Source organism: Chitinophaga sp. LS1 (assembly GCF_034274695.1).
In the GTDB taxonomy this organism is placed as follows: Bacteria; Bacteroidota; Bacteroidia; order Chitinophagales; family Chitinophagaceae; genus Chitinophaga.
The window spans coordinates 5,641,564-5,663,148 of record NZ_CP128362.1; the positions used below are offsets into that span (position 1 = coordinate 5,641,564).

Below are 21,585 nucleotides of genomic sequence, written 5' to 3' on the forward strand. Positions count from 1 at the left end.
CGATTCCCCCTTGCAAAAGCTGAACTTTTGGCATAAATTTGAAGACGTTTAAATGAATCAATAGTTTTTACGTAAAACTCCTCATCGCTTTCTCAGGGCCGGAGGAGTTTTTTTTGTGTGTTTACGTTTTTGTTAATTCTGGTTGGCTTTTGACATTTGTTAATTTTTGATTTTAGTTGATCTGATTAAAACATGCGGCCCCGTCCAGTTCTACCGTACGGCCGTTTATTGAATAAGTAGTACCCATTGTTTGTGAGAGGATATCCAATACCTCGCTCAATGATTCTGTCCCTGAGAACCGACCTGTAATTGGACAATGTTGTAGTGCCGGATTTTTGAATACAATATTTACATCATACCTTCTGTCCAGTCTTTCTGCCAGCTGTTCGTACGGCATATCCTGGAATTGCATATCAGATTTAGCCCAGGCTATGACAGTGGCCGGAATGATTTTAACCTGCTGAATGTTGTTGGTGTGCTGATTATAAACCACCTGTTGGTTGGGAGTCAGGATGGTTTTCTGCTGGTAAGCGTCGGTGACCTGTACTTTTCCTGTGAGTACAGAAACGGTCACACTATCACTGCTCCATGTTTTTATATTCAGAGAGGTACCTAACACGGTGGTAGATACCCGGCCGGTATGAATGATGAAAGGTTGTGCAGGGCGGGAGGCGATATCAAAGTAGGCCTCGCCTTCCAGTGTTACTTCACGGTTATGACCATTGTACTGGTAATCCATTTTGCTGCCCGGGTGCAACAATACCTTACTGCTGTCTGGCAGATAGATGAACCGGTTTTCGCTGGCTGCAGCGGGAATATTAGCTACGAGATTATTGTTTTCAGGCGTTTTAGGCCAGTTGAAATAGAATATAGCGCCCAACAGGCATGCTGCGGCCATCGAGGCATATAGGGCTACAGAAGGCCGTTTTTTTCGTTGTATACGGGCCGTGAGGTAGGAGCGCATCTCCTGCCCGGCAGTAGTTTCCTGCGCATCCGTCATGGGAAATGGATCTTCTTCTGCTGTAAAATCCCTGTACCAGTTATTGAGCTCCGCCTGTTCGGCAGGCGTAGCTGTACGATCTATGTATTTCTGAATCAGGAGGTCCAGGCGATTTCTGTCCATACTATTTCAAGGCGTTATAATACTAAGTACCATAACCTACCCCCTTACCCTTAGTCAGGTCAAAAAAATATTTTTTTAGAGGAAAAACAGCATGTTGATATGCCGCAGATTGAGGCGGATAGTACGCAGGGCTTTGGTGAGGTGTGCCTCTGCGGTCTTTTCGGAGATATTCATGACACTGGCGATCTGCTGGTTGGTTTTCCCTTCCAGCCGGCTCAGTTTGTACACCTGCCTGCATTTTTCCGGCAGTTTTTCTACAATCCCATTGATATAGTCGTCCAGCAGACGGGCATAGATCTTTTCATCGTCCGCACTGTGCGTAGTACGGAAAATGCTTTGAAGTATGTTTTTCCTGCGCTGTTGCTGGTGGTAATGCTTAAATACGGAAAATTTGATAGCTGTAGCCAGGTAGTGGGAGAGCTGGCTGATTTCCAGAGAAGCCCTTCTGTCCCATAGGTTGATCAGGACTTCCTGTACGATCTCCTTGGCAGAAGATTCGTCATGGGTATGCTTCCAGGCAATAGCAAGGAGTCGCTGCCAGTAGCGGTGGTAGATTTCAGTAAAAGCAGCTTCATCCCCTGTTACCATGGAGGTGAGCAGCTCATTGTCACTGAAATTTTGCATAGCCATGAGTTGAAAATAATAAAAATATTGGCAAAAGTAATACAATCTACTAAAATGGTAGGGTAATAATTGTTTTATTGGTCAACTATAGTGAAGATAGTATGCAACTATAGCACTATAACATCACTATAAGGGCACCAAAAGGACACCTCTATATCGATGGGATATTGAGGTGCCCTTATAGTGACGATATGGTAATACTATTATGCTATAGCTTCACTATGGTCTGTCCATATCAACTTACTGGTATCAAAGCCGATTTGACGGGCTATCTCCAAATAATTTTCTTTAATATGATCCGGAATTGTCGTCTCTCTTGACAGGATCCACATGTAATTGAGATTGTCGCCAGCAACCAGTGCATACTGGTAGTCAGCATCCAGGGCGATCACATTATAGCCCGCATAGAATGGACCAAAGAAAGAGACTTTCAGCCGGCCTTCTTCCGGACTATTTACAAATCTGGCCTTCCCCACACTTTCCTTCCATTCCTGGCTTTGATAATTAAAACCCTTATTATCTACCCGGATGCTGCCATTCTCATTCTTACTGTAAGTGGCGGTCACATTGTTCAGGTTTTTTTCGAATTTATAGTCCAGCCGGGCTATTTCGTACCATTTGCCCAGGTACTTTTCGGCATCAAAAGGGCTGACTGCTTTAGCACCACGGGGAATAGATACACTGGTCACTGATTTATAAAAGATCAGACCGGCGGCGATACCTGCACCTGCCAGCAGCGCGATGGGGAATTTTTGAGGTTTTGACATATCATATTGAATTGAGTATAGAAGGTAAATCAAAATCGGTGCCTGCTTTAGGGCATAAAAAAAGGGCCCGTCTCAAAACTTCGAGACGGCCCCTTTTTATTCGGGTACCAGAAGGAGAGAATTTCGTTCATGCCATTCTCATGGCCTTCCTGTTACTTAGGGTCTGCTGAATAAGTATTAAGATATTGTTAATCAATATTATATGGCTTATTATTTGCTACAGAAGTGCTTATATATTGAGTGATTCATCTCCAAAACCATGCAGCAATGATACGTTACACTCCTTCAAAACAGTTAACATTAGACGGATTTTCTACACCCTTCTCGCAGCAATTATCAACTAGCAATCGATGGGTTATACTGGCTGCAAAGATTCCGTGGGATAAACTGGCGGAGGTGTATTATAAAAAGATGCGGGCAGATTTTGGAGCTCCAACATTGAGTGCCAGGATGGTGATTGGTGCGGTGATCATCAAACATATACTGAACATAGATGATCGGGAGGTAGTAGAGCAAATCACGGAAAATATATATCTGCAATATTTTGTAGGCTTAAGCAGTTTTCAACAGGAGGCTCCCTTTGATGCATCGTTGATGGTAAGTATTAGAAAACGGTTAGGCATAGAAGTTATGTCCAGATTGAATGAGATTATTTTGCAGGAAGCGGGATTAACTAAAGTGAATGAAGAGAAGGTAGCGAATACCGAAGGAAATAGTGATCAGGATGAGAATGGAGGGGATAGAAATAACGATTGCTCGCAGGATCATATGAACAGTGTAAAAGAAAAGCCACCTGAAGCGCTATCAGGAACAGTGATGTTAGATGCGACTGTGTCAGAGCAACAGATCGAATATCCAACAGATATCAAATTACTGAATGAAGGACGCCGTCAATTGGAAGGGATGATAGAGCGGGGATGTCAGGCGGCGGAACTGGTAATGCCGCGGATGTATAGGAAGATAGCCAGGAAGCAATATCTGAATATTGCCAAAAAGAAAAACAAGAGCAAAAGAGATATACGCAGAGGTATCCGGCAGCAACTACAATATGTTAAGCGTGATTTAAAGTATATCAATTGGCTGATAGAATCAGATGCTACTTTTAAGGAGACGTTGAAAATGAAGGACTGGACCTTAATACAAGTGATTCAGGAAATGTATCGTCAGCAGGCAGAGATGTATAAGAAAAGAGAACAAAAAATGTCGGATAGGATTGTAAGTATCTATCAACCGCATGTACGTCCAATGCCTAGAGGTAAAGACCGTGTATCAACAGAGTTTGGGAGCAAGCAACTGGTGATGTTGAAAGATGGTTACACACATATAGAAAAGCTGAGTTGGGACAATTACAATGAAGGTGGATTGCTGATAGCCAGCCTGGAAACATATAAACGCTTGTTTGGTTGCTATCCTGAGCGTGTATTGGCAGATCAGTTGTTCGGCACACGTGAAAACAGACGATTCATGAAGGAAAAAGGGATCCGTTATGTTGGCAAGCCATTGGGTCGACCATCACCGGAGAGTAAGCAGCAAAAGCGATTATTACAAAAGGAGATGCCAGAACGAAATGCGATTGAAGGGAAGTTTGGACAAGGAAAAAATGCATATGGCCTGGGTAAGATCAAGGCCCGTCTAAAGGATACGGCTGAGAGTTGGGTGATGTCTATATACTTTGTCATGAATCTGCTTAAACTGGCAGCTGGTTCTTTGTTGTCAGCACTCCAAATCTATTACTGGCTGGTAACAGAGGGCTATTTGACCATAATGGTAAATAGCCCCGATGCACAATTTATACCCCGATATATGAGACGTCAGAAAGGGGAAATAGCCAGGTGTTAAAATGAAATATAATTGATCGGATAACTTATTCAGCAGACCCTACTTAGGAATATCCCCTTTTAAGAAAATGAAAAATTTACCAATTGCTATTCTGTACCATCTCCGGATTTGAGTTCACCTCATCCTGTGGTATCGGGAAGAAATCATGCTTGGGTGTTACGAAGTAGATCTTACCCACCTTATCACTATTCGCTATCTCATCTTTCAATAACCCCCAGCGTTGTAAATCATAAAACCGCTGTCCCTCTCTTGCAAATTCCAGGAATCGCTGATGCCTTATTTCTTTCATCATGGCCGTTTGATCCATGCCAGTGGTCAGTGCCGGCAAACTTGCACGGCTGCGTACTTGTGTGATATAAGCATACGCATCTTCCGGTCTGCCCTGCATGGTCACACTCTCTGATAACAGGAGTAATACATCTGCATAGCGCAGCGCCTTTTCATTGATATCCGATGTATAATCCGATGCACCACTGCTACCTGACAGTTCATTTGTCTGGTTATAGTTCTGGTATTTCTTATAATAAGATTTGAAGCCAAATGGCAATGTATAAGCAGAAAATGGCTTCTGATAAAATGTAGCCCCCGGATAATTCCAGAATAAGGTAGCATACATTCTTGGATCAAAATCCCCTGCTGTGGTCTTTTCATTCTGAAACTCATTGAAGAGTTTATCGGTAGGCGCCACTTCAAACCAGCCACTCGCCTCTGAAGGAGCAAACTCCTGTGCAGTGGTTACACCCAGGCTCTCATTGGAATTTTCTCCGGCCCAAGGATTGGTACCACCCACATCTGCCAGCTGGATTTCAAATAATGATTCTACATTATTATCATGGGCAGCAATAAAGTTGTCGCCATAGTCCGGCATCAGCTGATACGTATAAGGCGCTGTGGTCAGTTGTTTCAATGTGCTTTCTGCATTGGCCCAGTCTTTTGTATACACATATGATTTGCCCAGGAAACCCAGTGCAGCGCCTTTGGTAGCACGGCCTGTATTGCTGGCGTCGTAGGATAAAGGCAGGTCTGCTGCGGCTTCAGTAAAATCTTTGATCACCTGTGCCCATACATCTGCAGCTGGAGATTTCGCTACGAAATACTCTGCTGTAGATGCAGGTATCGTAGTACGGAGCGGCACATCGCCATAGTTGATGACTAAGATATATTCATTCAACCCTCTTAGAAACTTTGCTTCTGCAATGTAGGCCTTCTTTGCATCGTCTGTGAGGCCACTTACATTATCGATATTTGCGAGGATCTGGTTAGCACGGAAGATGGCACGATAGGCAACATTCCATACATTGGTCGATGCCGAGTTGTCAGGGGTATTGGTGAAAGTAGACAACTGGTACAGGTAACTTACATCATTCCTGATAAAGAAGTCGTCGCCCCTGCCATTGGAGAGTTCAACGCCTCTTACCCCCCAGAAACCGCCGTCTACATTTCTGAACAGGGCATAAGTAGCGGCCAGTGCGCTTTTTACATCGTCCTCTGTTTTCCAGTAAGTTTCGGTGGTAGTTTGATTTGGATTCGTTAGTTCCAGTGAGCTCTTCGAACAGCTGGCCAGTAGCACGGCTGCAAGAAGGATATATAATAGCTTTTTCATAATGGTGTCGTTGTTTAGATGAATTAGAAGGATAATTGGATACCGGCAGAGAATACGCGGGCCAGCGGATACGCCACGTGACCATAATCTACGCCTCTGTCAAGGATGCTGCCGGAACGACCAATGTCTGCATTGAAACCACTATAGCGTGTGAGGGTAAATAGATTGTCTGCACTGAGATACGCCCTTACCGAAGTCGTGTGTAGTCTGGCATTCAGACTCTCAGGGATGGTATATCCCAGTTGCAGGGTCTTCATCCTGAAATAGGTGCCGCTCTCTAAGAAGCGGGAAGAAGTTTGCGCGTTCAGGTTAGGATCGTCTATCACCGCTCTTGGCATATTGGTATGGTGTTCTGGTGTCCATGCCTGCAGCGTTGTTTTTGCATAGTTGTATTCCAGGTTCATACCTTCCATATCCTGTCTTACACCGTTGTAAATCTTATTGCCTGATACACCCTGCATGTAGATGTTCAGGTCAAAGTGAAATGCGGAGAGGTTCAGACCTACACCGTATTCAAAATCAGGGAACGGACTGCCCATGTGTACACGGTCGGCACTGCTGATAATACCGTCGCCATTGGCATCCAGGAATTTGATGTCACCGGGTGCAGCATAAGGTTGTATCAGGTTACCATTTTTATCCTTGTAGGCATTGATCTCGTCCTGCGACTGGAAGATGCCCAGTGTTTTGATCAGGTAAAAGCCTGTCACTTCGCCACCAGCTTCTGTCAGTGTAGAGGAAGCGCCATGATGGGTGGGCTGGCCGCCAAAGATCTGTTGGGTACCGGTACCCAGTTCGATCACTTTGTTCTTCACAGAAGAGATCGTACCAAACACGGTATAATTGAACTCCCCGATATGATTGGAATAGTTCAACCCGAGTTCAATCCCCTTGTTCTGGATAGTACCTGCATTCACCACAGGGTTGGTGGAAGAACCAGCAGATCCCGGGATCGGTACATTCAGCAATACGTCAGTTGTTTTCTTAAAGAAGTAATCGACGCTGGCATTCAGGGAGCCTTTCAGGAAACTCACATCCACACCTACGTTGGTAGTAGCGGTGTTTTCCCATTTGATATTAGGAGAGGAGTAGGCTGTCTGAATAGCGCCAAACCATTTCTGTTGTGCATCGCCGATCACGTAGTTGATATTCGATGCAATGGCAGCGCTATATTGATAATCACCTATTTCCTGGTTACCCAGTATACCATAGCTGGCTCTCAGTTTGAGGGAGGAGACAATGCTTGGATCTACATGCCAGAAGTGTTCATTATTGATGTTCCAGCCTACAGCCACAGAAGGGAAGTTACCAAAGCGGTTGGAGGCACCGAAGCGGGAAGAACCATCGCGGCGGAAACTCGCGGTCAGCAGGTAGCGGTTATCGTACGCATAAATAACACGGCCTAACGTAGAGAGCAGTATGCTTTCTACACTGTTACCTCCCACAGAAGCGGTACCGGAAGCAGCATCCAGTTCTTTGATACCATCAGGCAGGTTCGTTTTAGCCATCAGGTTATAATTGTAATTGGTCTTTTGATAGCTGTAACCTACCAATGCCTGAATGGAGTGCTTGCCGAAATCCTTGTTGAAATTCAACGTGTTTTCCAGCAGTACCATCTGGTTTCTTTCCTTTTCACGGCTCATGTCGTTTGTCTGCTGGATGAAGAGGTTCCCTACTTCATGACGGCGCACGTAGTCGTCGGTTTGGCCAAAGGAAGTGGTATAACCCATGTTGAATTTATACTTCAGATAAGGGCGTAAAGCCACTTCGGCATAGGCATTAGCGAGGAAGGAGACGAGTTCGTAGCTCACATCTTCGAGGTGCAGCAGGGCGACCGGGTTAGGAATATTTACCACGGAACCGGAAGCACCGCTATAACCACCGATGGCGGAGGTGTCGTAGATCTTATAAGTGGGGATCATCTTCATGGCAGAACCTACGGCGTTACCACCCTGTCCTCCCCAGCCATCGCTCATGCGGATCCATTTTTCGCGGGTGGCGAGGAAGGTCTGGCCAAATTTGAGGATACCTTTGGTCGATTCAGTTTTGGCGCGGATGCCGTACCGTTTGTAACCGGTTACGTCTACGATACCTGCCTGGTCGGTGTACTCGCCGGATACACTGTAGCGGGAGTAATCACTGCCACCGGATACGCCAAGGTAATATTGCTGAATAGGGGCTGTTCTGTAGATAGCATCCTGCCAGTCAGTACCAGCGCCCAGTGTCGATGGGTTAGCGGCTATATCGAGCCGGGGAAGTCCTGCGCCGCCATTGCCGGCGTCGTGTGCTGCATTGCTCACGGTCGCCCATTCTTCAGCGTTCAGCACCTCGTATTTTTTAGCCAGCTTCTGAGAGCCGACGTTGGTTCTGAAATTAAAGACGGGTTTACCGGCTTTCCCGCTTTTGGTGGTCACCAGCACAACGCCGTTGGCAGCCCGGGAACCGTAGATTGCAGCGGCCGAGGCATCTTTGAGCACGTCCATACTTTCAATATCACCGGGGGCAATGTTGTTGATATTAGCCACCTGCACACCGTCTACGAGGTAGAGGGGATCCGCATTGTTGAGCGTACCGACACCTCTGATGAGGATGCGGGTGCCGGAACCGGGATCACCACCAGCAGATTCCACCGTCACACCGGGGAGCCTGCCCTGTAGGGAGCGACCTACATTGCTCACACCTTCGGTTTTAAGATCCGCTGCTTTGAGGGAGGCGATGGCGCCGGTAAGGTCTTTCCTTTTTACGGTACCATAACCAATGACTACGACTTCATTGAGCCCCGAGACTTTGGGTTTGAGGGCTATATTGATGGTATTGTCGGCACCGACAGTCACTTCTGTATTGTCGTATTCCATAGAAGTAAAGAGTAGGGTGCTGCCTGCAGGTGCGTCGATGGAATATTGGCCTTTTTCGTCGCTATAAGTACCTTTTTGAGTGCCTTTGATCATAATGGCCGCCTTAAAAACCGGGCTTTTTGTTTCGGCGTCTGTGATCTGGCCGGTGATCTTTTTCTGGGCACTGGCCAGAAACGGGAAGAGCAACAGCAGAAATAGAATAGGAGTTTTGCGCCTGGTCAGGCGCAGCTGGCTGTTTGTCATAAGGGAATTTAATTTAATTGATGAATTGGTTACAGTTGAATATCCTCCATCCCACTGAGGGTTAGTCAGGGTTTATTGATTGCGCGTTGTTACATGGAATAATAGATGTACGATTGACACTTCTACAATGTAGATATATTTTTTTAAAATCAAAAACCCCACCTTTTTTTGGGAGGAGGTGGGGGTGGATGAGCGACCAGTTGGGGAGGCCCAGGGTCCTGCATAGGTATCTTAAGTATACAGGCAACCCCAGGCACCGGCCAGTTGTCTGAAAACACGATTTTAGTAGCATTATCAAAATGATAATCTACCGTTATTGTAGGATAATGTTTTTAAAAACAATGATCCATAGGTAATTTGGAATTACCCATAGAAGAATATTTGAGAATCATTTAGACAAGAAAATCAGTTATTGGTAGAACATTTTGAAGAGTTCTGATTTGGTTTTGATACCTAGTTTGTAGAATATGTTTTTCATGTGGTATTGTATAGTATTCAAACTTAAGTTCAGTTTTGCTGCGATCGATTTATAAGGCAACCCTTCCAGTACAAGATCCGTGATTTCCTTTTCTTTCTTAGTCAGGTTTGTTTGTGGTATGGGCTTTTCTCCTTTATTGCGATAGAGCAAATACCGAAACAGCTGCTGACTCACCACAGGCTGATCATATTCCAGCATATGCACCAGTTTGCGGGTGATATTGTGGAAGAGGTCCGTCTTTAAGATGTATCCATCAGCTCCTTTATCAAAAGCCTGCTGTATCACCTGTGGATCTTCATCAGCCGTCATCACCACAATCAGCATAGCTGGTTGCAAAGACTTCAGCACCTTGATATCGTCTATTTGTTGTTGTGTGCCCGGGGGCATACCCAATAATAACAGGTGTGGTTGTTGCTGTAAAAAGCTTTGTGCTGCTGTTGTGGTAGCGGTGTGTAAACATACAGAAAGGTCTGTATGACGTGAAATGTTCAGGACCAGTTCATGGCGGTAATTCGTATCTTCTTCGATTACCCCTATTTTGAACCTTGGGGACATTGACTGTTGAATCATTCGTGTAATAATTGAGGGTTTTCTTTTTAGGGCCTGGTTATGGCGGCAAATATCAGATTTTCTCCAGAATTGACCTATACTTTTATTTTATGAATAGTACCTGTATTCGTTATATTATATTTGCGCTAATCATATTTGCCATCGTTTGCAGCATCGGCATATATCACCTGATCACGCATACAGCCATTCCTAACTACTAGTTTATGTGGAGATATTATGCATTGCTATCTGCACTTTTTGCAGGATTGACGGCCGTACTGGCCAAGTTTGGATTACAGGGCATCAGCAGCAACGTAGCTACGGCTATCCGTACTGTAGTGATCCTGATCATTGCATGGGGGATTGTGTTTGCTGGAGGCGAAGCGAAGGACCTGCAGGCCCTGACCCGGAAGCACCTCTTGTTTTTAACCCTGAGTGGCATGGCCACTGGTCTCTCCTGGATTTTTTATTTTAAGGCCCTCTCGACCGGCCCTGTTTCCAAAGTGGCCCCTATAGACAAGTTAAGTGTCGCAATTGCCATTGCTCTCTCTGCTATTTTTCTCAAAGAAAGTCTGGATTATAAAACTATTGCCGGCGCCTTACTGATTATGGCAGGTACGTTTGTGTTGATTCGTTAATAAAGATAATAGTGAATATATGTAAGTCGTCCTTATAATCATAATCTACTTTGAACCCGTTGGCTGTACAGATCTGGTGAATCACCGCCAGTCCAAGCCCATTACTGGTACTATTGTTGGAAGGATTGTAAAATCGCTGGAACAGGTGCTTATGGTTCAATGGTGCAGGATGACCGGTATTTTTAATACAAAGCCGCTGCTGGCTTAAAGTGATTAGAATATTCCCGTTTTCATAGTTATGTCGGGTCGCGTTGCTGAACAGGTTATTGAGCAGCAATTCAATCAGCTCCTTATTAGCATGTAACTGAACGGCCTTTACGTCCAGTGAGATATTCAGGGATTTATCCTGCCAGATCTCTACAAACTGTGCGGCCTTTTGTTGTACGATCTGTGTCAGGTCTACAATAGATTTATTGTCAAATTGCTCGTTTTCTATTTTGGTGAGCAACAGGAGGGACTGGTTCATGCGGGCCAGTCTGTCGAGCGCCTCAGAGGCACTTTGCAGGGCGTTAAACTGGTATTCAGTCAGGTTCTCACCCTGCATCATCATTTCCAGTTTGGACCGGATTATAGCGAGGGGCGTTTGCAATTCATGGGAGGCATTTTCAGTAAATTCCTTTAATCTTTCATAATCCTGTATGGCTTTGGTCGTAGTACGATCCAGGATACTGTTCATAAACGTGAATTCGTCGATGGTACTGGCAGGCAATATCAATGGTTCCCGGTCATTTACTTTGAATCGTTGTAACAGATCCAGGGAGGTATAGAATGGCTGCCAAAGTTTTCTGAGGATGGTAGCATTAATAACGACCGTCAATAACAGGACGAGTAAGATGGTACAAAAAGTAATCGCGAAAACCGTTCTGGTAATGTGCTCTGTCGCTTCCAGTGACTTCCTCACTTTTACATTATACCATTCGCCGCCAGCCTGGATAGAAAAAGATAACTGCCGGTAGTCCTCATTATGATCTACTTCGACGGTTTTGAATTTTTCTTTCTCATAAGGCTTTTTCGTCTTTTCTATGATGGTCTCCTGGTCTTTCACTTCCACGGGAGTGAAGAGCATATTATGGAGTGCCACATAATTAGTGATTTCCCGCTGTTCGATCCGCAGGTCCTCATCCATCTGCTTTAATAAGGTCAGGTGGAGGGCGAAGAAAAATGCGATACCGGAAAGCAGGAAGATCACAATGGTGGATACCAGGTTAATACGGTTATACCGGGTCAGTAATTTCATGACAGGGATAATTTATAGCCCATACCATATACAGACCTGATGTAATCGGGACAACCGGACTGCACCAGCTTTTTGCGGAGGTTCTTGATGTGACTATAGAGGAAGTCATAACTGCCGGAGAGGTCCATTTCGTCTCCGCAGATATGTTCTGCTATGGCGCTCTTGCTGATCACTTTATTTTTGTTACTGATAAAGTATAACAGCAAATCGTATTCTTTGCGCCCCCCCCCCCCCCCCCCCCCCCCCCCCCCCCCCCCCCCCCCCCCCCCCCCCCCCCCCCCCCCCCCCCCCCCCCCCCCCCCCCCCCCCCCCCCCCCCCCCCCCCCCCCCCCCCCCCCCCCCCCCCCCCCCCCCCCCCCCCCCCCCCCCCCCCCCGTAAGGTCAATGATTTGTTCATTGACAATGGCTGTTTTCTCTCCAAGGTTTAGTTGCAGCTCTTCGAATGTAATAATATTATTCCCGTTGAAAGATTTGCGCCGGATGATGGCTGCTACACGGGCTGATAACTCAGGGAGGTGAAATGGCTTAGACAGGTAATCGTCGGCCCCGGCCTTAAGACCAAACACTTTATCATCCAGGGAATTCCGGGCGGAGATAATCAGCACGCCGTCATTCTTATTATTCCTTTTTAATTCCTTCAATAACTCGAGCCCGCTACCCCCGGGTAAGTTAATGTCAAGTATGATGCACATATAATCATACAGTGATATCTTTTCCAGGGCGGTATCGAAAGTATCTGCGACCTCACATAAAAAATTCTCATCAGCCAGGTACTGGCAGATGCTGTCTGATAGATTCTTCTCATCTTCAATAATCAACACTTTCATATGTGGTGGTTTAGACCTGGGAATAAAAGTATTGTAGAAAACTGTAGAGATTCTGTAGAGACGTGCGTTTATGCATTGTCGTGTTCGCCGGCGCCGGAAGGGAAATATCTAACAATCTGGTCGGTCGCTATTCAATGTTCCAGGTGTATTTTGTGCCAAAACCAGCGGAGTTGTCCGTCAGTTTCAAAGCAGTAAAGGTAATCATCCACAGTGTTTCCTGGTGATGTTTCGCCATCGGAAACTGTTGCATATATACATCCAGCGCTTCCGGTGCGTGCACGATGGTCGCGACAGCCGTATATTGTAGCCCTTTTAACTTTGCTACGTCAACGGTCTGATCACAGATAGTACCCACTACATGACTGTTTGCCAACATCAATGCACCATGTTTTGTATTGATCTCAGAAGTCATAAACAGTAACCTTTTCTGCTCATAATCGCATGCGTAGAATAGATTGGCCGCCCAGACATCTCCATTATGAAAGCTGGTAATACTGAGTACATGGTTGGAACGAATGTAGTTCCAAATGATTGATTCGTGATTCATAGTTTGTTATTTATACCATTCAGTTAGGTAAGGTATCGCATCTATTTCTTTAGACTGTACCCTTTGCATTTCTTTTTTCAGGTGCCAGGGTACTGTACAATCAAAGATGTCTACGTCTTCGTCTACCATTTTCCATGATCCAAAGGTCGGAACAAGCCAGCAGACTGTTAAGGACTAAAGTGCGAAAAAATAGGATTTTTCGAACATGTACACTTTTGGGTAATATTTTATATCTTTTGACCTCATTTATTTCATGCACGTTATACTCAGATCACGATTTTTATGAAAAAGTTCACTTACTCTTTACTCATGTTAGGTTGCATGAGTTACGCTGTACACGCACAGCAAAACAACTGGCATTTAATCAGGGACAGGATCGTTACGCCATGGGCGGAAAAAGTAGATCCAAATGCCCCTTTGCCGGAATATCCACGTCCACAGCTGGTGCGCGATAATAACTGGAAAAACCTGAACGGCTTATGGAGCTATGCTATCACACCTGCTGGGCAGGATAAACCCGCAAAATACGAAGGTAGTATCCTCGTTCCATTCGCCGTAGAATCGGCATTGTCCGGTGTAGGCCGCACTGTCGGAAAGGACAGTCTTTTATGGTACAATACAAACATCAGTATACCTGCTACCATGAAAGGTAAAGATATCCTGTTGCATTTCGGCGCGGTTGACTGGCAGACTGAAGTCTTCGTAAACGGCAAAAGCGCCGGCAAACACGAAGGGGGCTTCGATCCGTTCTCTATCAACATCACCCCATTCCTGAAGAGTGGTGCGAAACAGGAGATCACTGTTCGTGTATGGGATCCGACAGATGACGGTCCTCAGCCACGTGGTAAACAGGTAAAGCACCCCGAAGGTATCTGGTATACCCCTGTGACCGGCATCTGGCAGACGGTTTGGCTGGAAGCGGTGCCTAAAACCTATATCACGTCTACAAAGAACACGCCTGATATCGATCATCATACCATCAGCGTAAGCACGAATGTAGCAGGTGCGCAGGCTGGCGACCAGGTAAAAGTAGAAGTACTGGATGGCGGCAATGTGATCGCTACACAGGAAGTAGCGCCATCTGCGACAGCCGTGCTGACTTTGCAGCATGAAAAACTATGGTCTGCCACCCATCCTTTCCTGTATGATCTAAAAGTAACGCTTATACGTAAAAGCAAACCTGTGGATGCGGTGAAGAGTTATTTTGCCATGCGCAAAATATCTATGGCACCGGATCAGAACGGGATTCAGCGTATGATGCTGAACAATGAGTTTGTATTTCAATACGGTCCGCTGGACCAGGGATGGTGGCCTGACGGTTTGTACACCGCGCCTACACACGAAGCGATGGTGTATGATATTGATCAGCTACAAAAGATGGGCTTTAACATGATCAGAAAGCACATCAAACTGGAACCTGCTACTTACTACGCATATTGTGATCAGAAAGGCATGCTGCTCTGGCAGGATATGCCTAGCGGTGACCTGGGTAATGGCTGGGAGAACAGACCGGGTATTTTAGACCGTGGTACAGACAAAAATCGTACGCCTGAATCAGAAGGCTACTATCGCAAAGAATGGAATGCTATTATGGATGCAGCATACAACTTCCCTTGTATTGTAGTCTGGACACCATTCAACGAAGCATGGGGGCAGTTCAAAACGGTAGAGATCACAGCATGGACCATGCAAAAAGATCCATCCAGACTTGTAAATAGTGCAAGTGGTGGTAACTTCTACGAAACGGGGCATATCATTGACCTGCACAACTATCCAAATCCTGCTATGCCAAGACCGGATGTATTTGGTAAAAAACAGATCCTGGTATTAGGTGAGTTTGGTGGATTGGGTTTACCATTGGAAGGCCATAACTGGCAGGGAAATAAGAACTGGGGGTATCAGTCTTTCAAAAACAGCGAAGAGATGTTTAAGAAATATAAAACCTTTACTGATAGATTGGCAGAGCTGATTCCACTGGGTCTGTCCGCTGCGGTGTATACACAAACTACGGATGTAGAGGGTGAAGTAAACGGTTTCATGACGTATGACAGAAAGGTAGATAAATTCCCTGTGCAGCAGCTGGCGGAGGAGAATCGTAAGTTGTACCAGGTAAAGGTAAAATAGGTTATTCATAAACGGTATCACCTGAAATAGTTTTATCTTTAGGTAAAATAAATACCGTGGAACCAGGCAAATTAATCTTACCAGGAGAATCATTCTACCCGCTCATTATGGAGCTCTTTGAGAAAAAAGAAAAGGCATCCATATTGTACGACGATAACGGACCTACAAGAGCAGGTGGTATCATCGAAAGTGTGTATGAAAAGGATGGTAAACACTGGCTTAGGTTGGAGAACCAGACTGAGATCCGGGTAGATCAGTTGCAGGCGGTGAATGGTAATTTTTCCTCAGATTTCTCAACGTGTTAATATGGGAATATACCTAAGAATGGCATAAATGGTCATCAGGTATCCGAATAAAAAGGGTGGCGTCTCAAAACTTCGGGACGCCACCCTTTTTATTCGGGTACCTGATAGCGGAAATTTTAGTACATGCAATTCTCATGGCCTTCCTGTTACTTATGATAGATCCCCCTTTTATTTTTTATTGGTTTTGTTGTATAATTTATCGATTTAATTATTATTGCGTTTTGTGAGATTTAAATTACACCCCATGAATAATCTTGTAACAGGCATTCACCACGTAACCGCTATCGCCGGCAGTTCGCAGAAGAACCTCGAATTTTATGCAGGTATACTGGGCTTAAGGCTGGTAAAGAAGACCGTGAATTTTGACGCAAACAGTGTATATCACTTATATTATGGAGATGAAGCCGGCGCTCCCGGTAGTATCATGACTTTCTTCCCGTACGAAGGATTGAAGCATGGGCGTCAGGGCAAAGGGATGCTGAATACCACAGCTTTCTCCGTCCCCCTGGCGAGTCTGAATTACTGGCTGGAAAGGCTGAAACGCTTTGGTATAGCACACAAGCCACCGGTAGAACGTTTTGAGGGCGAACTGGCTGTATATCTCGAAGATACAGATGGTTTGGGGCTGGAACTGATCTTTAATGATAAGGATGATAGAAAGGGGGATGCGCATTCCATCCGCGGTTTTTACAGTGTAGAAATATGGGAAGAAGGGTATGAGCGCACGGCAGGTCTTTTGACCACCCAGCTAGATCACATACTGATCGCAGAAAAGGGCAATCGTTTCCGTTTTGCGGCGAATGATAAACCGGGTAATTATGTAGATCTGGTATGCATGCCTGACAGTCTGAAAGGCTTATCCGGCAGTGGTACCGTGCATCACATTGCCTTTACGACACCTGATAGCGGGGCGCAAACCAGTATCCGCCAAAAGATCACGGGTATAGGTATGAATGCTACCCCCATATTGGATCGTAAGTATTTTCAGTCAATATATTTCAGAGAACCGGGTGGGGTATTGTTTGAAGTAGCGACGGCATTGCCTGGCTTTAGTGTAGATGAGGCGCCTGCGCACCTGGGTGAGCACCTGATGTTGCCTGAGTGGCTGGAACCGCAGCGGACTACGCTGGAGTCCCAGTTGGCACCGATCAGTATTGATTTGTCAGCTTACAAGTAGTAGCTCTTTTTTAATATTTAATTTCTGCATTTTTGATATCAGGGTGGTGGGGGGTAAACCCAGCATGATCGCAGCACCATTGGGACCGGAGACCTTGCCTTTGCAGATCTTTAAGACCTTGAGGATGTACTCCCGTTCCATGGCTGCCAGCGGAATGATTTCAAAGTTATCTTCCCGGATGGCAGGTTGATTTACCGGCAGGTTAATCTGGCTGATGGTCGTGCCGGTGCAGAGCAATACCGCTCTTTCAATGAGGTGTTCCAGTTCCCTGATATTCCCAGGCCAGGTATAATTCAGCAGGCTATTGAGTGCCTTCTGGCTGATGTTAGTGACCTTCTTACGGGTTTCCTGTGCGTACCGATCGATGAAGTGTGTTACCAGCATGGGAATGTCTTCCTTCCGCTGCCGCAAAGGCGGTAAAGATACCGGAAACACATTCAGCCGGTAATATAAATCACTTCTGAAACGGCCGGCCTGTACTTCTTTTTCCAGGTTTCTGTTAGTGGCGGCAATGATGCGCACATTCACACGAATGCTGCCTTTGCCCCCAATCCGCTCTATTTCTCTCTCCTGTAATACCCTAAGCAGCTTTGACTGTAGTTCCAGCGAAAGTTCGCCTATTTCGTCTAAAAAGATGGTACTGTTATCTGCCTGTTCAAACTTCCCGATCCGCTTATCCATTGCCCCGGTAAAGCTCCCTTTTTCATGACCAAATAGTTCACTTTCGATGAGGGTAGCGGGAATAGCGGCGCAGTTCACCCGGATCATTTCCTGATGGGCACGGGGGGATGCCTGATGAATGGCAGTGGCTACCAGTTCCTTTCCTGTACCCGTTTCGCCGGTAATGATAACCGTACTGTCAGCCGTAGCGACAAGGGAAATCAATTTATATATCTTTTGAATTTCCGGTGAAGAACCGATTAGTTGAGCAGTGTAGTTGCCCTGGTTTAAGTAGTGTCTGCCGCCTTTTAGTTGATCAATTTCTATTTGCTGACGGGCAATTTTTTCATTCGCCAGGATATTACTGATCCCCATTCCCAGCATATCTGCAATACCAGTGAGCAGGTCAAACTGGTTGGGAGAAAAAGCGCCGTATTCGTCCGCGTACAGGTACAGCAAGCCTTTCGGTTGATTGGCATTACTTATTTTTGTGACCATCATTTCGCGGATACCTGAATTGTGCCAGTGAATGATGTAAGGCGGCACATTCTTATTGCGGATTAGTTTTTTGACATCATATATGATAGGTTCATCAGCATCCAGTGCGATATTGAAGATGCCATCTTCGATATCGTGTGCTTTGTGCATAATGGGACTTTCATCCACTCTTTTTTTAATGGTGCCTTCATTTGTATGTAGGAAAGGTGAGTGTGTCTTACCATCTTCATTGATCAGACACAGTGTATAGTATTTTCCGCCAAATAGAGAAAGCAATTGATCAGTGATCAAGGTCCACAGTTCATCCCGTTTTTGAGCAGCAGCAATCCTGTTACTGAGGTAAAGTAGAGTTGACTTCTCTTTTTCCCTTTGGGAAATTTGCTCCAGCAGTTGATTATGCGAGACGATGATAGGTTGTTTCCAATCCATAATCGAAAGTTGTGTTGTACAACGAAAGTAGTAAATCAATCGCAGATTTAATAGCCTGATTTTCGATAGGCCAGTGGAGAAGTATTTGTTTTTTGTCTGAATAATTTGTTAAAGGATTGCGGATGTTCGAAGCCTAATTGATAGGCAATTTCGGCAATAGTGGCGTTTGTGGAGGTGAGAATCTCTTTGGCTTTTTCAATGAGCTGGTGATGGATGTGTTGTTGAGTACTCATACCAGTTAGGGATTTGAGCATATCACTTAAGTAGCGGGGGGAGACTTGCAGGTGATCTGCAACTTCCTGCACGGTGGGGAGGTGGGACGACGTATTAAAAGAGGTGGAAATATAGATGTTCATTTGATAAATGAGGTCGTTATAGAGGGTTTTGCGGGTAAGGAACTGTCGGTTATAAAAACGATTACTATAATTTAACAATAATTCTAATTGGGAAATCATCACGTCGTGACTGAAATGGTCGATATTATTTTCTAATTCCAGTAGCATGGCGTCGAAGATGACGGAGATGAGTTTCTTTTCTTTGTCGGACAGATAGAGGGCCTCAGCAACAGCGTAAGAAAAGAAGCCATACTGTTGTATGGATTTCGCTAAAGGGTAGTTAAGTAAGAAATCAGGGTGGAAGAATAGAGTGTATCCTTCATAATCGGCGATGTCGCGGGTAGGTGCGGACATTTGATTGGGGGAGGTGAATGATAATCCGCCTTCTTCAAAGTCGTAATAGCCATGGCCATAGGGGATCTTTCCTTTGAAGTCAATTTTGAAAGAGATCTTATATAGGTTAGTGACCACCCTTTTGCCAACATCGTCGGGGTGTACTTTGATATTGCCTGTTGGGACCAGTACGATCAGGGGATGCTGCGGCGCTGGAAGGTCCAGGCGGCGCAGCAAGGCTGAAATACTGGTGAATTGGAGTGATTCCATGTATTGAAGCTACGAATTTTACTGGGCAAGAGTGCCTGCATTTGCAGACCTGTCGATGTTATCGGGCAGATCAGGATATTGTTTATTTCTACATCTGCAGGCTGGTCAAAAGCAAACGTGATGTTATTGGGCAGTAGGCCTGGTCACAATATCATTCACAATCCACATCTGCAGGCTGGTCTATAGCAAACGCGATGTTACTGGGCAGTAGGCCTGATCACAATATCATTCACATCTACATCTGCAGGCTGGTCAAAAGCAAACGCGATGTTACTGGGCAGTAGGCCTGATCACAATATCATTCACATCCACATCTGCAGGCTGGTCTATAGCAAACGCGATAGCTCGTGCAATAGCGTCCGGAGAGATGGCAATCTGTTCCGCCCGGGCCCTCGTTGCCTCCTTGATGTCCGTATTGGTCATGGAATCTGAAAAGTTTGTTTTAATATACCCCGGAGATACATTGGTCACCCTTATGGTAGGGCCGGCTTCCTGCCTGAGGGCATCAGCAACAGTACGCACCGCATTTTTAGTAGCGGCATAAACTGCCATGGTAGGCACAATTTGCAAACCAGCGGTAGAGATAGTATTGATGAACTGCCCGGAATTTTGTTTTCTAAATACCGGCAGAGCGGCGGCAATGCCATAAAGTACCCCTCTGAAGTTGACGTCGATCATATCATCCCAATCTTCCACCCGAAGCTCGTCTAAGGGCGAAATAGGCCCGATTCCGGCGTTATTGATCAGCACATCTAATTTACCGTAGTGATCGAGGGCAAATTGCACGAAATCAGCCAGATCTTCTCTTTTTCTAACATCCATTGACATGTAAATACCCCCAGTTTTAGCTGCTACTTCGGCTAATCTGTCAATTCTGCGGGCGCCAAGTACAACTTTAGCCCCCTGGGCCGCCAGCAGCAGGGCAGTGGCTTCGCCTATGCCGCTGCTGGCGCCGGTGATGGCGATTACTTTATCTTTTATCATGGTACAAAGATCAGGGAGAAAGCGCTGAGAATAGTAGCCAAAAGTGTAAAAGGTGTAGCCAAAATGTTATTTCGGCGTACCATTGGGACTAACGATCTTTCCAAGGTCGGCAAGGTATAGTTTAGCGCGGTTCAGTCCGGGTTTGAGGCTATCTGGCTGCGCAAAAAGTGGTAATTGACATAACAGTAATAATAAGGGTCCAAATGGTTTTATTCATAGCGCTGTTTGATTTATACAAGTATTGGTTTCATGGAGACAATTCCGGCCCTGAATTCCGGGCTAATTTTGTCTTGTTATCAAAAAATAAACAAATCATGAACAAGACAATATTGATCACCGGGGCATCTGCCGGTATTGGAAAAGCTGCTGCACAATATTTCGCTGCTAAGAGTTGGAATGTCATTGCTACTATGCGTTCGCCAGAAAAGGAAACAGAATTAACGACATTAAATAATGTATTTGTCACCAGGCTGGATGTACAGGAAAAAGAAAGCATGCAGCCCGTGATTGCTGAAGGTATTAAAAGATTTGGAAAGATCGATGTGCTACTTAATAATGCGGGGTATGGTTTATTCGGTCCGTTCGAACTGGCGACAGATGCACAAATCAAACAGCAGTTCGATGTCAATGTGTTTGGTGTCATGAATCTGACCAAGGCGATCCTGCCACACTTCAGGGCGAATAAAGCCGGCACTGTTATTAATGTATCCAGTATAGGCGGTCGTATTACCTATCCGATTGTAAGCATGTATCATGCAACTAAATTCGCCGTAGAGGGTTTCTCTGAGTCACTGGCGTATGAACTGGCTGCACTCAATATCAAAGTAAAACTGGTAGAACCGGGAGCCATCGCTACCGGGTTTGATACAGCGGCTAATTTTACCGGGAATCCGGAAATAACTGATTATGATGCTTTTGTACAGGGTTTCCTGAACCTGTGGGGGAGCAAAACTATGGAGAGAACAACCGCTACACAGGTGGCTGAAGTGATTTATGAGGCTGCTACCGACGGTACTTCCCGTTTAAGGTATCTGGCAGGTGAAGATGCCAAAGCGTTCATGCAGGTGAGGATGTCAGGAGAGGAGGGGTATCATGATTATATGCAGGAACATTGGGTGCCAAAGAATGTGTAAATTTGAG

The 21,585-nt window shown here is 45.5% G+C and carries 18 protein-coding genes; 6 read left to right on the plus strand and 12 right to left on the minus strand.

Annotated elements, in window-relative coordinates:
* Positions 1-172 precede the first annotated feature (172 nt).
* The 3 genes from QQL36_RS23335 to QQL36_RS23345 all read right to left on the minus strand — a co-directional run bounded on the left by QQL36_RS23335 (position 173) and on the right by QQL36_RS23345 (position 2,514).
* Positions 173-1,123, minus strand: a complete 951-nt coding sequence (locus QQL36_RS23335) for a FecR family protein (protein ID WP_083723168.1) — start codon at positions 1,121-1,123, stop codon at positions 173-175.
* Positions 1,124-1,198: 75 nt separating this feature from the next.
* Positions 1,199-1,747 carry an RNA polymerase sigma-70 factor gene (locus QQL36_RS23340; protein WP_220388758.1) on the minus strand — a complete coding sequence of 183 codons (549 nt, stop codon included), beginning with the start codon at positions 1,745-1,747 and terminating at the stop codon, positions 1,199-1,201.
* A 203-nt stretch (positions 1,748-1,950) separates the two neighbouring features.
* Positions 1,951-2,514, minus strand: coding sequence for a lipocalin family protein (locus QQL36_RS23345; RefSeq protein WP_083723170.1), 564 nt, complete (start codon positions 2,512-2,514; stop codon positions 1,951-1,953).
* 267 nt (positions 2,515-2,781) lie between these two features.
* Here QQL36_RS23345 and QQL36_RS23350 point away from each other — a divergent pair, with 267 nt between their 5' ends.
* Entirely contained in the window at positions 2,782-4,353 is a 1,572-nt protein-coding gene (locus tag QQL36_RS23350; RefSeq protein ID WP_321566779.1) for an IS5 family transposase, read from the plus strand.
* A gap of 76 nt (positions 4,354-4,429) precedes the next feature.
* Here QQL36_RS23350 and QQL36_RS23355 read toward each other — a convergent pair whose 3' ends face one another.
* The 3 genes from QQL36_RS23355 to QQL36_RS23365 all read right to left on the minus strand — a co-directional run bounded on the left by QQL36_RS23355 (position 4,430) and on the right by QQL36_RS23365 (position 10,102).
* Complete coding sequence (locus QQL36_RS23355) at positions 4,430-5,956, minus strand: RagB/SusD family nutrient uptake outer membrane protein (protein WP_083723171.1); 1,527 nt, start codon at positions 5,954-5,956, stop codon at positions 4,430-4,432.
* Between the two features lie 23 nt (positions 5,957-5,979).
* Positions 5,980-9,054, minus strand: a complete 3,075-nt coding sequence (locus tag QQL36_RS23360) for a TonB-dependent receptor (protein ID WP_321566942.1) — start codon at positions 9,052-9,054, stop codon at positions 5,980-5,982.
* Between the two features lie 409 nt (positions 9,055-9,463).
* Positions 9,464-10,102, minus strand: a complete 639-nt coding sequence (locus QQL36_RS23365) for a LuxR C-terminal-related transcriptional regulator (RefSeq protein ID WP_321566943.1) — start codon at positions 10,100-10,102, stop codon at positions 9,464-9,466.
* 203 nt (positions 10,103-10,305) lie between these two features.
* On the opposite strand from QQL36_RS23365, the gene QQL36_RS23370 reads away from it, so the two are divergent.
* On the plus strand, positions 10,306-10,719 hold the full coding sequence (locus QQL36_RS23370; protein WP_083723175.1) for an EamA family transporter: 414 nt from the start codon (positions 10,306-10,308) through the stop codon (positions 10,717-10,719).
* Here QQL36_RS23370 and QQL36_RS23375 read toward each other — a convergent pair.
* The 3 genes from QQL36_RS23375 to QQL36_RS23385 all read right to left on the minus strand — a co-directional run bounded on the left by QQL36_RS23375 (position 10,688) and on the right by QQL36_RS23385 (position 13,330).
* Positions 10,688-11,956 carry a sensor histidine kinase gene (locus QQL36_RS23375; protein ID WP_083723176.1) on the minus strand — a complete coding sequence of 423 codons (1,269 nt, stop codon included), beginning with the start codon at positions 11,954-11,956 and terminating at the stop codon, positions 10,688-10,690. The two genes, QQL36_RS23370 and QQL36_RS23375, sit on opposite strands and share 32 nt — an antisense overlap.
* Entirely contained in the window at positions 11,953-12,783 is an 831-nt protein-coding gene (locus QQL36_RS23380) for a response regulator transcription factor (protein WP_321566944.1), read from the minus strand. The genes QQL36_RS23375 and QQL36_RS23380 overlap by 4 nt, the downstream gene beginning before the upstream one ends.
* 127 nt (positions 12,784-12,910) lie before the next feature.
* On the minus strand, positions 12,911-13,330 hold the full coding sequence (locus tag QQL36_RS23385; RefSeq protein ID WP_321566945.1) for a hypothetical protein: 420 nt from the start codon (positions 13,328-13,330) through the stop codon (positions 12,911-12,913).
* A 321-nt stretch (positions 13,331-13,651) separates the two neighbouring features.
* Between QQL36_RS23385 and QQL36_RS23390 the strand changes: the two genes are divergently transcribed.
* From QQL36_RS23390 to QQL36_RS23400, 3 genes are all read left to right on the plus strand, one after another.
* A complete protein-coding gene (locus QQL36_RS23390) occupies positions 13,652-15,454 on the plus strand; it encodes a glycoside hydrolase family 2 protein (protein ID WP_321566946.1) in 1,803 nt (600 codons plus the stop codon).
* A 56-nt stretch (positions 15,455-15,510) separates the two neighbouring features.
* On the plus strand, positions 15,511-15,759 hold the full coding sequence (locus tag QQL36_RS23395) for a hypothetical protein (protein ID WP_321566947.1): 249 nt from the start codon (positions 15,511-15,513) through the stop codon (positions 15,757-15,759).
* Positions 15,760-16,003: 244 nt separating this feature from the next.
* A complete protein-coding gene (locus tag QQL36_RS23400; protein ID WP_321566948.1) occupies positions 16,004-16,936 on the plus strand; it encodes a VOC family protein in 933 nt (310 codons plus the stop codon).
* On the opposite strand, the gene QQL36_RS23405 is transcribed toward QQL36_RS23400, so the two are convergent.
* The 3 genes from QQL36_RS23405 to QQL36_RS23415 all read right to left on the minus strand — a co-directional run bounded on the left by QQL36_RS23405 (position 16,922) and on the right by QQL36_RS23415 (position 20,445).
* On the minus strand, positions 16,922-18,523 hold the full coding sequence (locus tag QQL36_RS23405) for a sigma 54-interacting transcriptional regulator (protein ID WP_321566949.1): 1,602 nt from the start codon (positions 18,521-18,523) through the stop codon (positions 16,922-16,924). The two genes, QQL36_RS23400 and QQL36_RS23405, sit on opposite strands and share 15 nt — an antisense overlap.
* Positions 18,524-18,570: 47 nt before the next feature.
* A complete protein-coding gene (locus tag QQL36_RS23410; RefSeq protein WP_321566950.1) occupies positions 18,571-19,461 on the minus strand; it encodes a helix-turn-helix transcriptional regulator in 891 nt (296 codons plus the stop codon).
* Positions 19,462-19,731: 270 nt separating this feature from the next.
* Positions 19,732-20,445: an SDR family oxidoreductase gene (locus tag QQL36_RS23415; protein ID WP_321566951.1), complete on the minus strand. Its 714-nt coding sequence runs from the start codon at positions 20,443-20,445 to the stop codon at positions 19,732-19,734.
* Positions 20,446-20,759: 314 nt separating this feature from the next.
* Here QQL36_RS23415 and QQL36_RS23420 point away from each other — a divergent pair, with 314 nt between their 5' ends.
* Positions 20,760-21,578, plus strand: coding sequence for an SDR family oxidoreductase (locus QQL36_RS23420; protein WP_321566952.1), 819 nt, complete (start codon positions 20,760-20,762; stop codon positions 21,576-21,578).
* Positions 21,579-21,585 lie beyond the last annotated feature (7 nt).

Bases quoted from the DNA above. Each gene is read 5' to 3' on its own strand.
- QQL36_RS23335 (WP_083723168.1), bottom strand. From the start codon at position 1,123: ATGGACAGAAATCGCCTGGACCTCCTGATTCAGAAATACATAGATCGT.
- QQL36_RS23340 (WP_220388758.1), bottom strand. From the start codon at position 1,747: ATGCAAAATTTCAGTGACAATGAGCTGCTCACCTCCATGGTAACAGGG.
- QQL36_RS23345 (WP_083723170.1), bottom strand. From the start codon at position 2,514: ATGTCAAAACCTCAAAAATTCCCCATCGCGCTGCTGGCAGGTGCAGGT.
- QQL36_RS23350 (WP_321566779.1), top strand. From the start codon at position 2,782: ATGATACGTTACACTCCTTCAAAACAGTTAACATTAGACGGATTTTCT.
- QQL36_RS23355 (WP_083723171.1), bottom strand. From the start codon at position 5,956: ATGAAAAAGCTATTATATATCCTTCTTGCAGCCGTGCTACTGGCCAGC.
- QQL36_RS23360 (WP_321566942.1), bottom strand. From the start codon at position 9,054: ATGACAAACAGCCAGCTGCGCCTGACCAGGCGCAAAACTCCTATTCTA.
- QQL36_RS23365 (WP_321566943.1), bottom strand. From the start codon at position 10,102: ATGATTCAACAGTCAATGTCCCCAAGGTTCAAAATAGGGGTAATCGAA.
- QQL36_RS23370 (WP_083723175.1), top strand. From the start codon at position 10,306: ATGTGGAGATATTATGCATTGCTATCTGCACTTTTTGCAGGATTGACG.
- QQL36_RS23375 (WP_083723176.1), bottom strand. From the start codon at position 11,956: ATGAAATTACTGACCCGGTATAACCGTATTAACCTGGTATCCACCATT.
- QQL36_RS23380 (WP_321566944.1), bottom strand. From the start codon at position 12,783: ATGAAAGTGTTGATTATTGAAGATGAGAAGAATCTATCAGACAGCATC.
- QQL36_RS23385 (WP_321566945.1), bottom strand. From the start codon at position 13,330: ATGAATCACGAATCAATCATTTGGAACTACATTCGTTCCAACCATGTA.
- QQL36_RS23390 (WP_321566946.1), top strand. From the start codon at position 13,652: ATGAGTTACGCTGTACACGCACAGCAAAACAACTGGCATTTAATCAGG.
- QQL36_RS23400 (WP_321566948.1), top strand. From the start codon at position 16,004: ATGAATAATCTTGTAACAGGCATTCACCACGTAACCGCTATCGCCGGC.
- QQL36_RS23405 (WP_321566949.1), bottom strand. From the start codon at position 18,523: ATGGATTGGAAACAACCTATCATCGTCTCGCATAATCAACTGCTGGAG.
- QQL36_RS23410 (WP_321566950.1), bottom strand. From the start codon at position 19,461: ATGGAATCACTCCAATTCACCAGTATTTCAGCCTTGCTGCGCCGCCTG.
- QQL36_RS23415 (WP_321566951.1), bottom strand. From the start codon at position 20,445: ATGATAAAAGATAAAGTAATCGCCATCACCGGCGCCAGCAGCGGCATA.
- QQL36_RS23420 (WP_321566952.1), top strand. From the start codon at position 20,760: ATGAACAAGACAATATTGATCACCGGGGCATCTGCCGGTATTGGAAAA.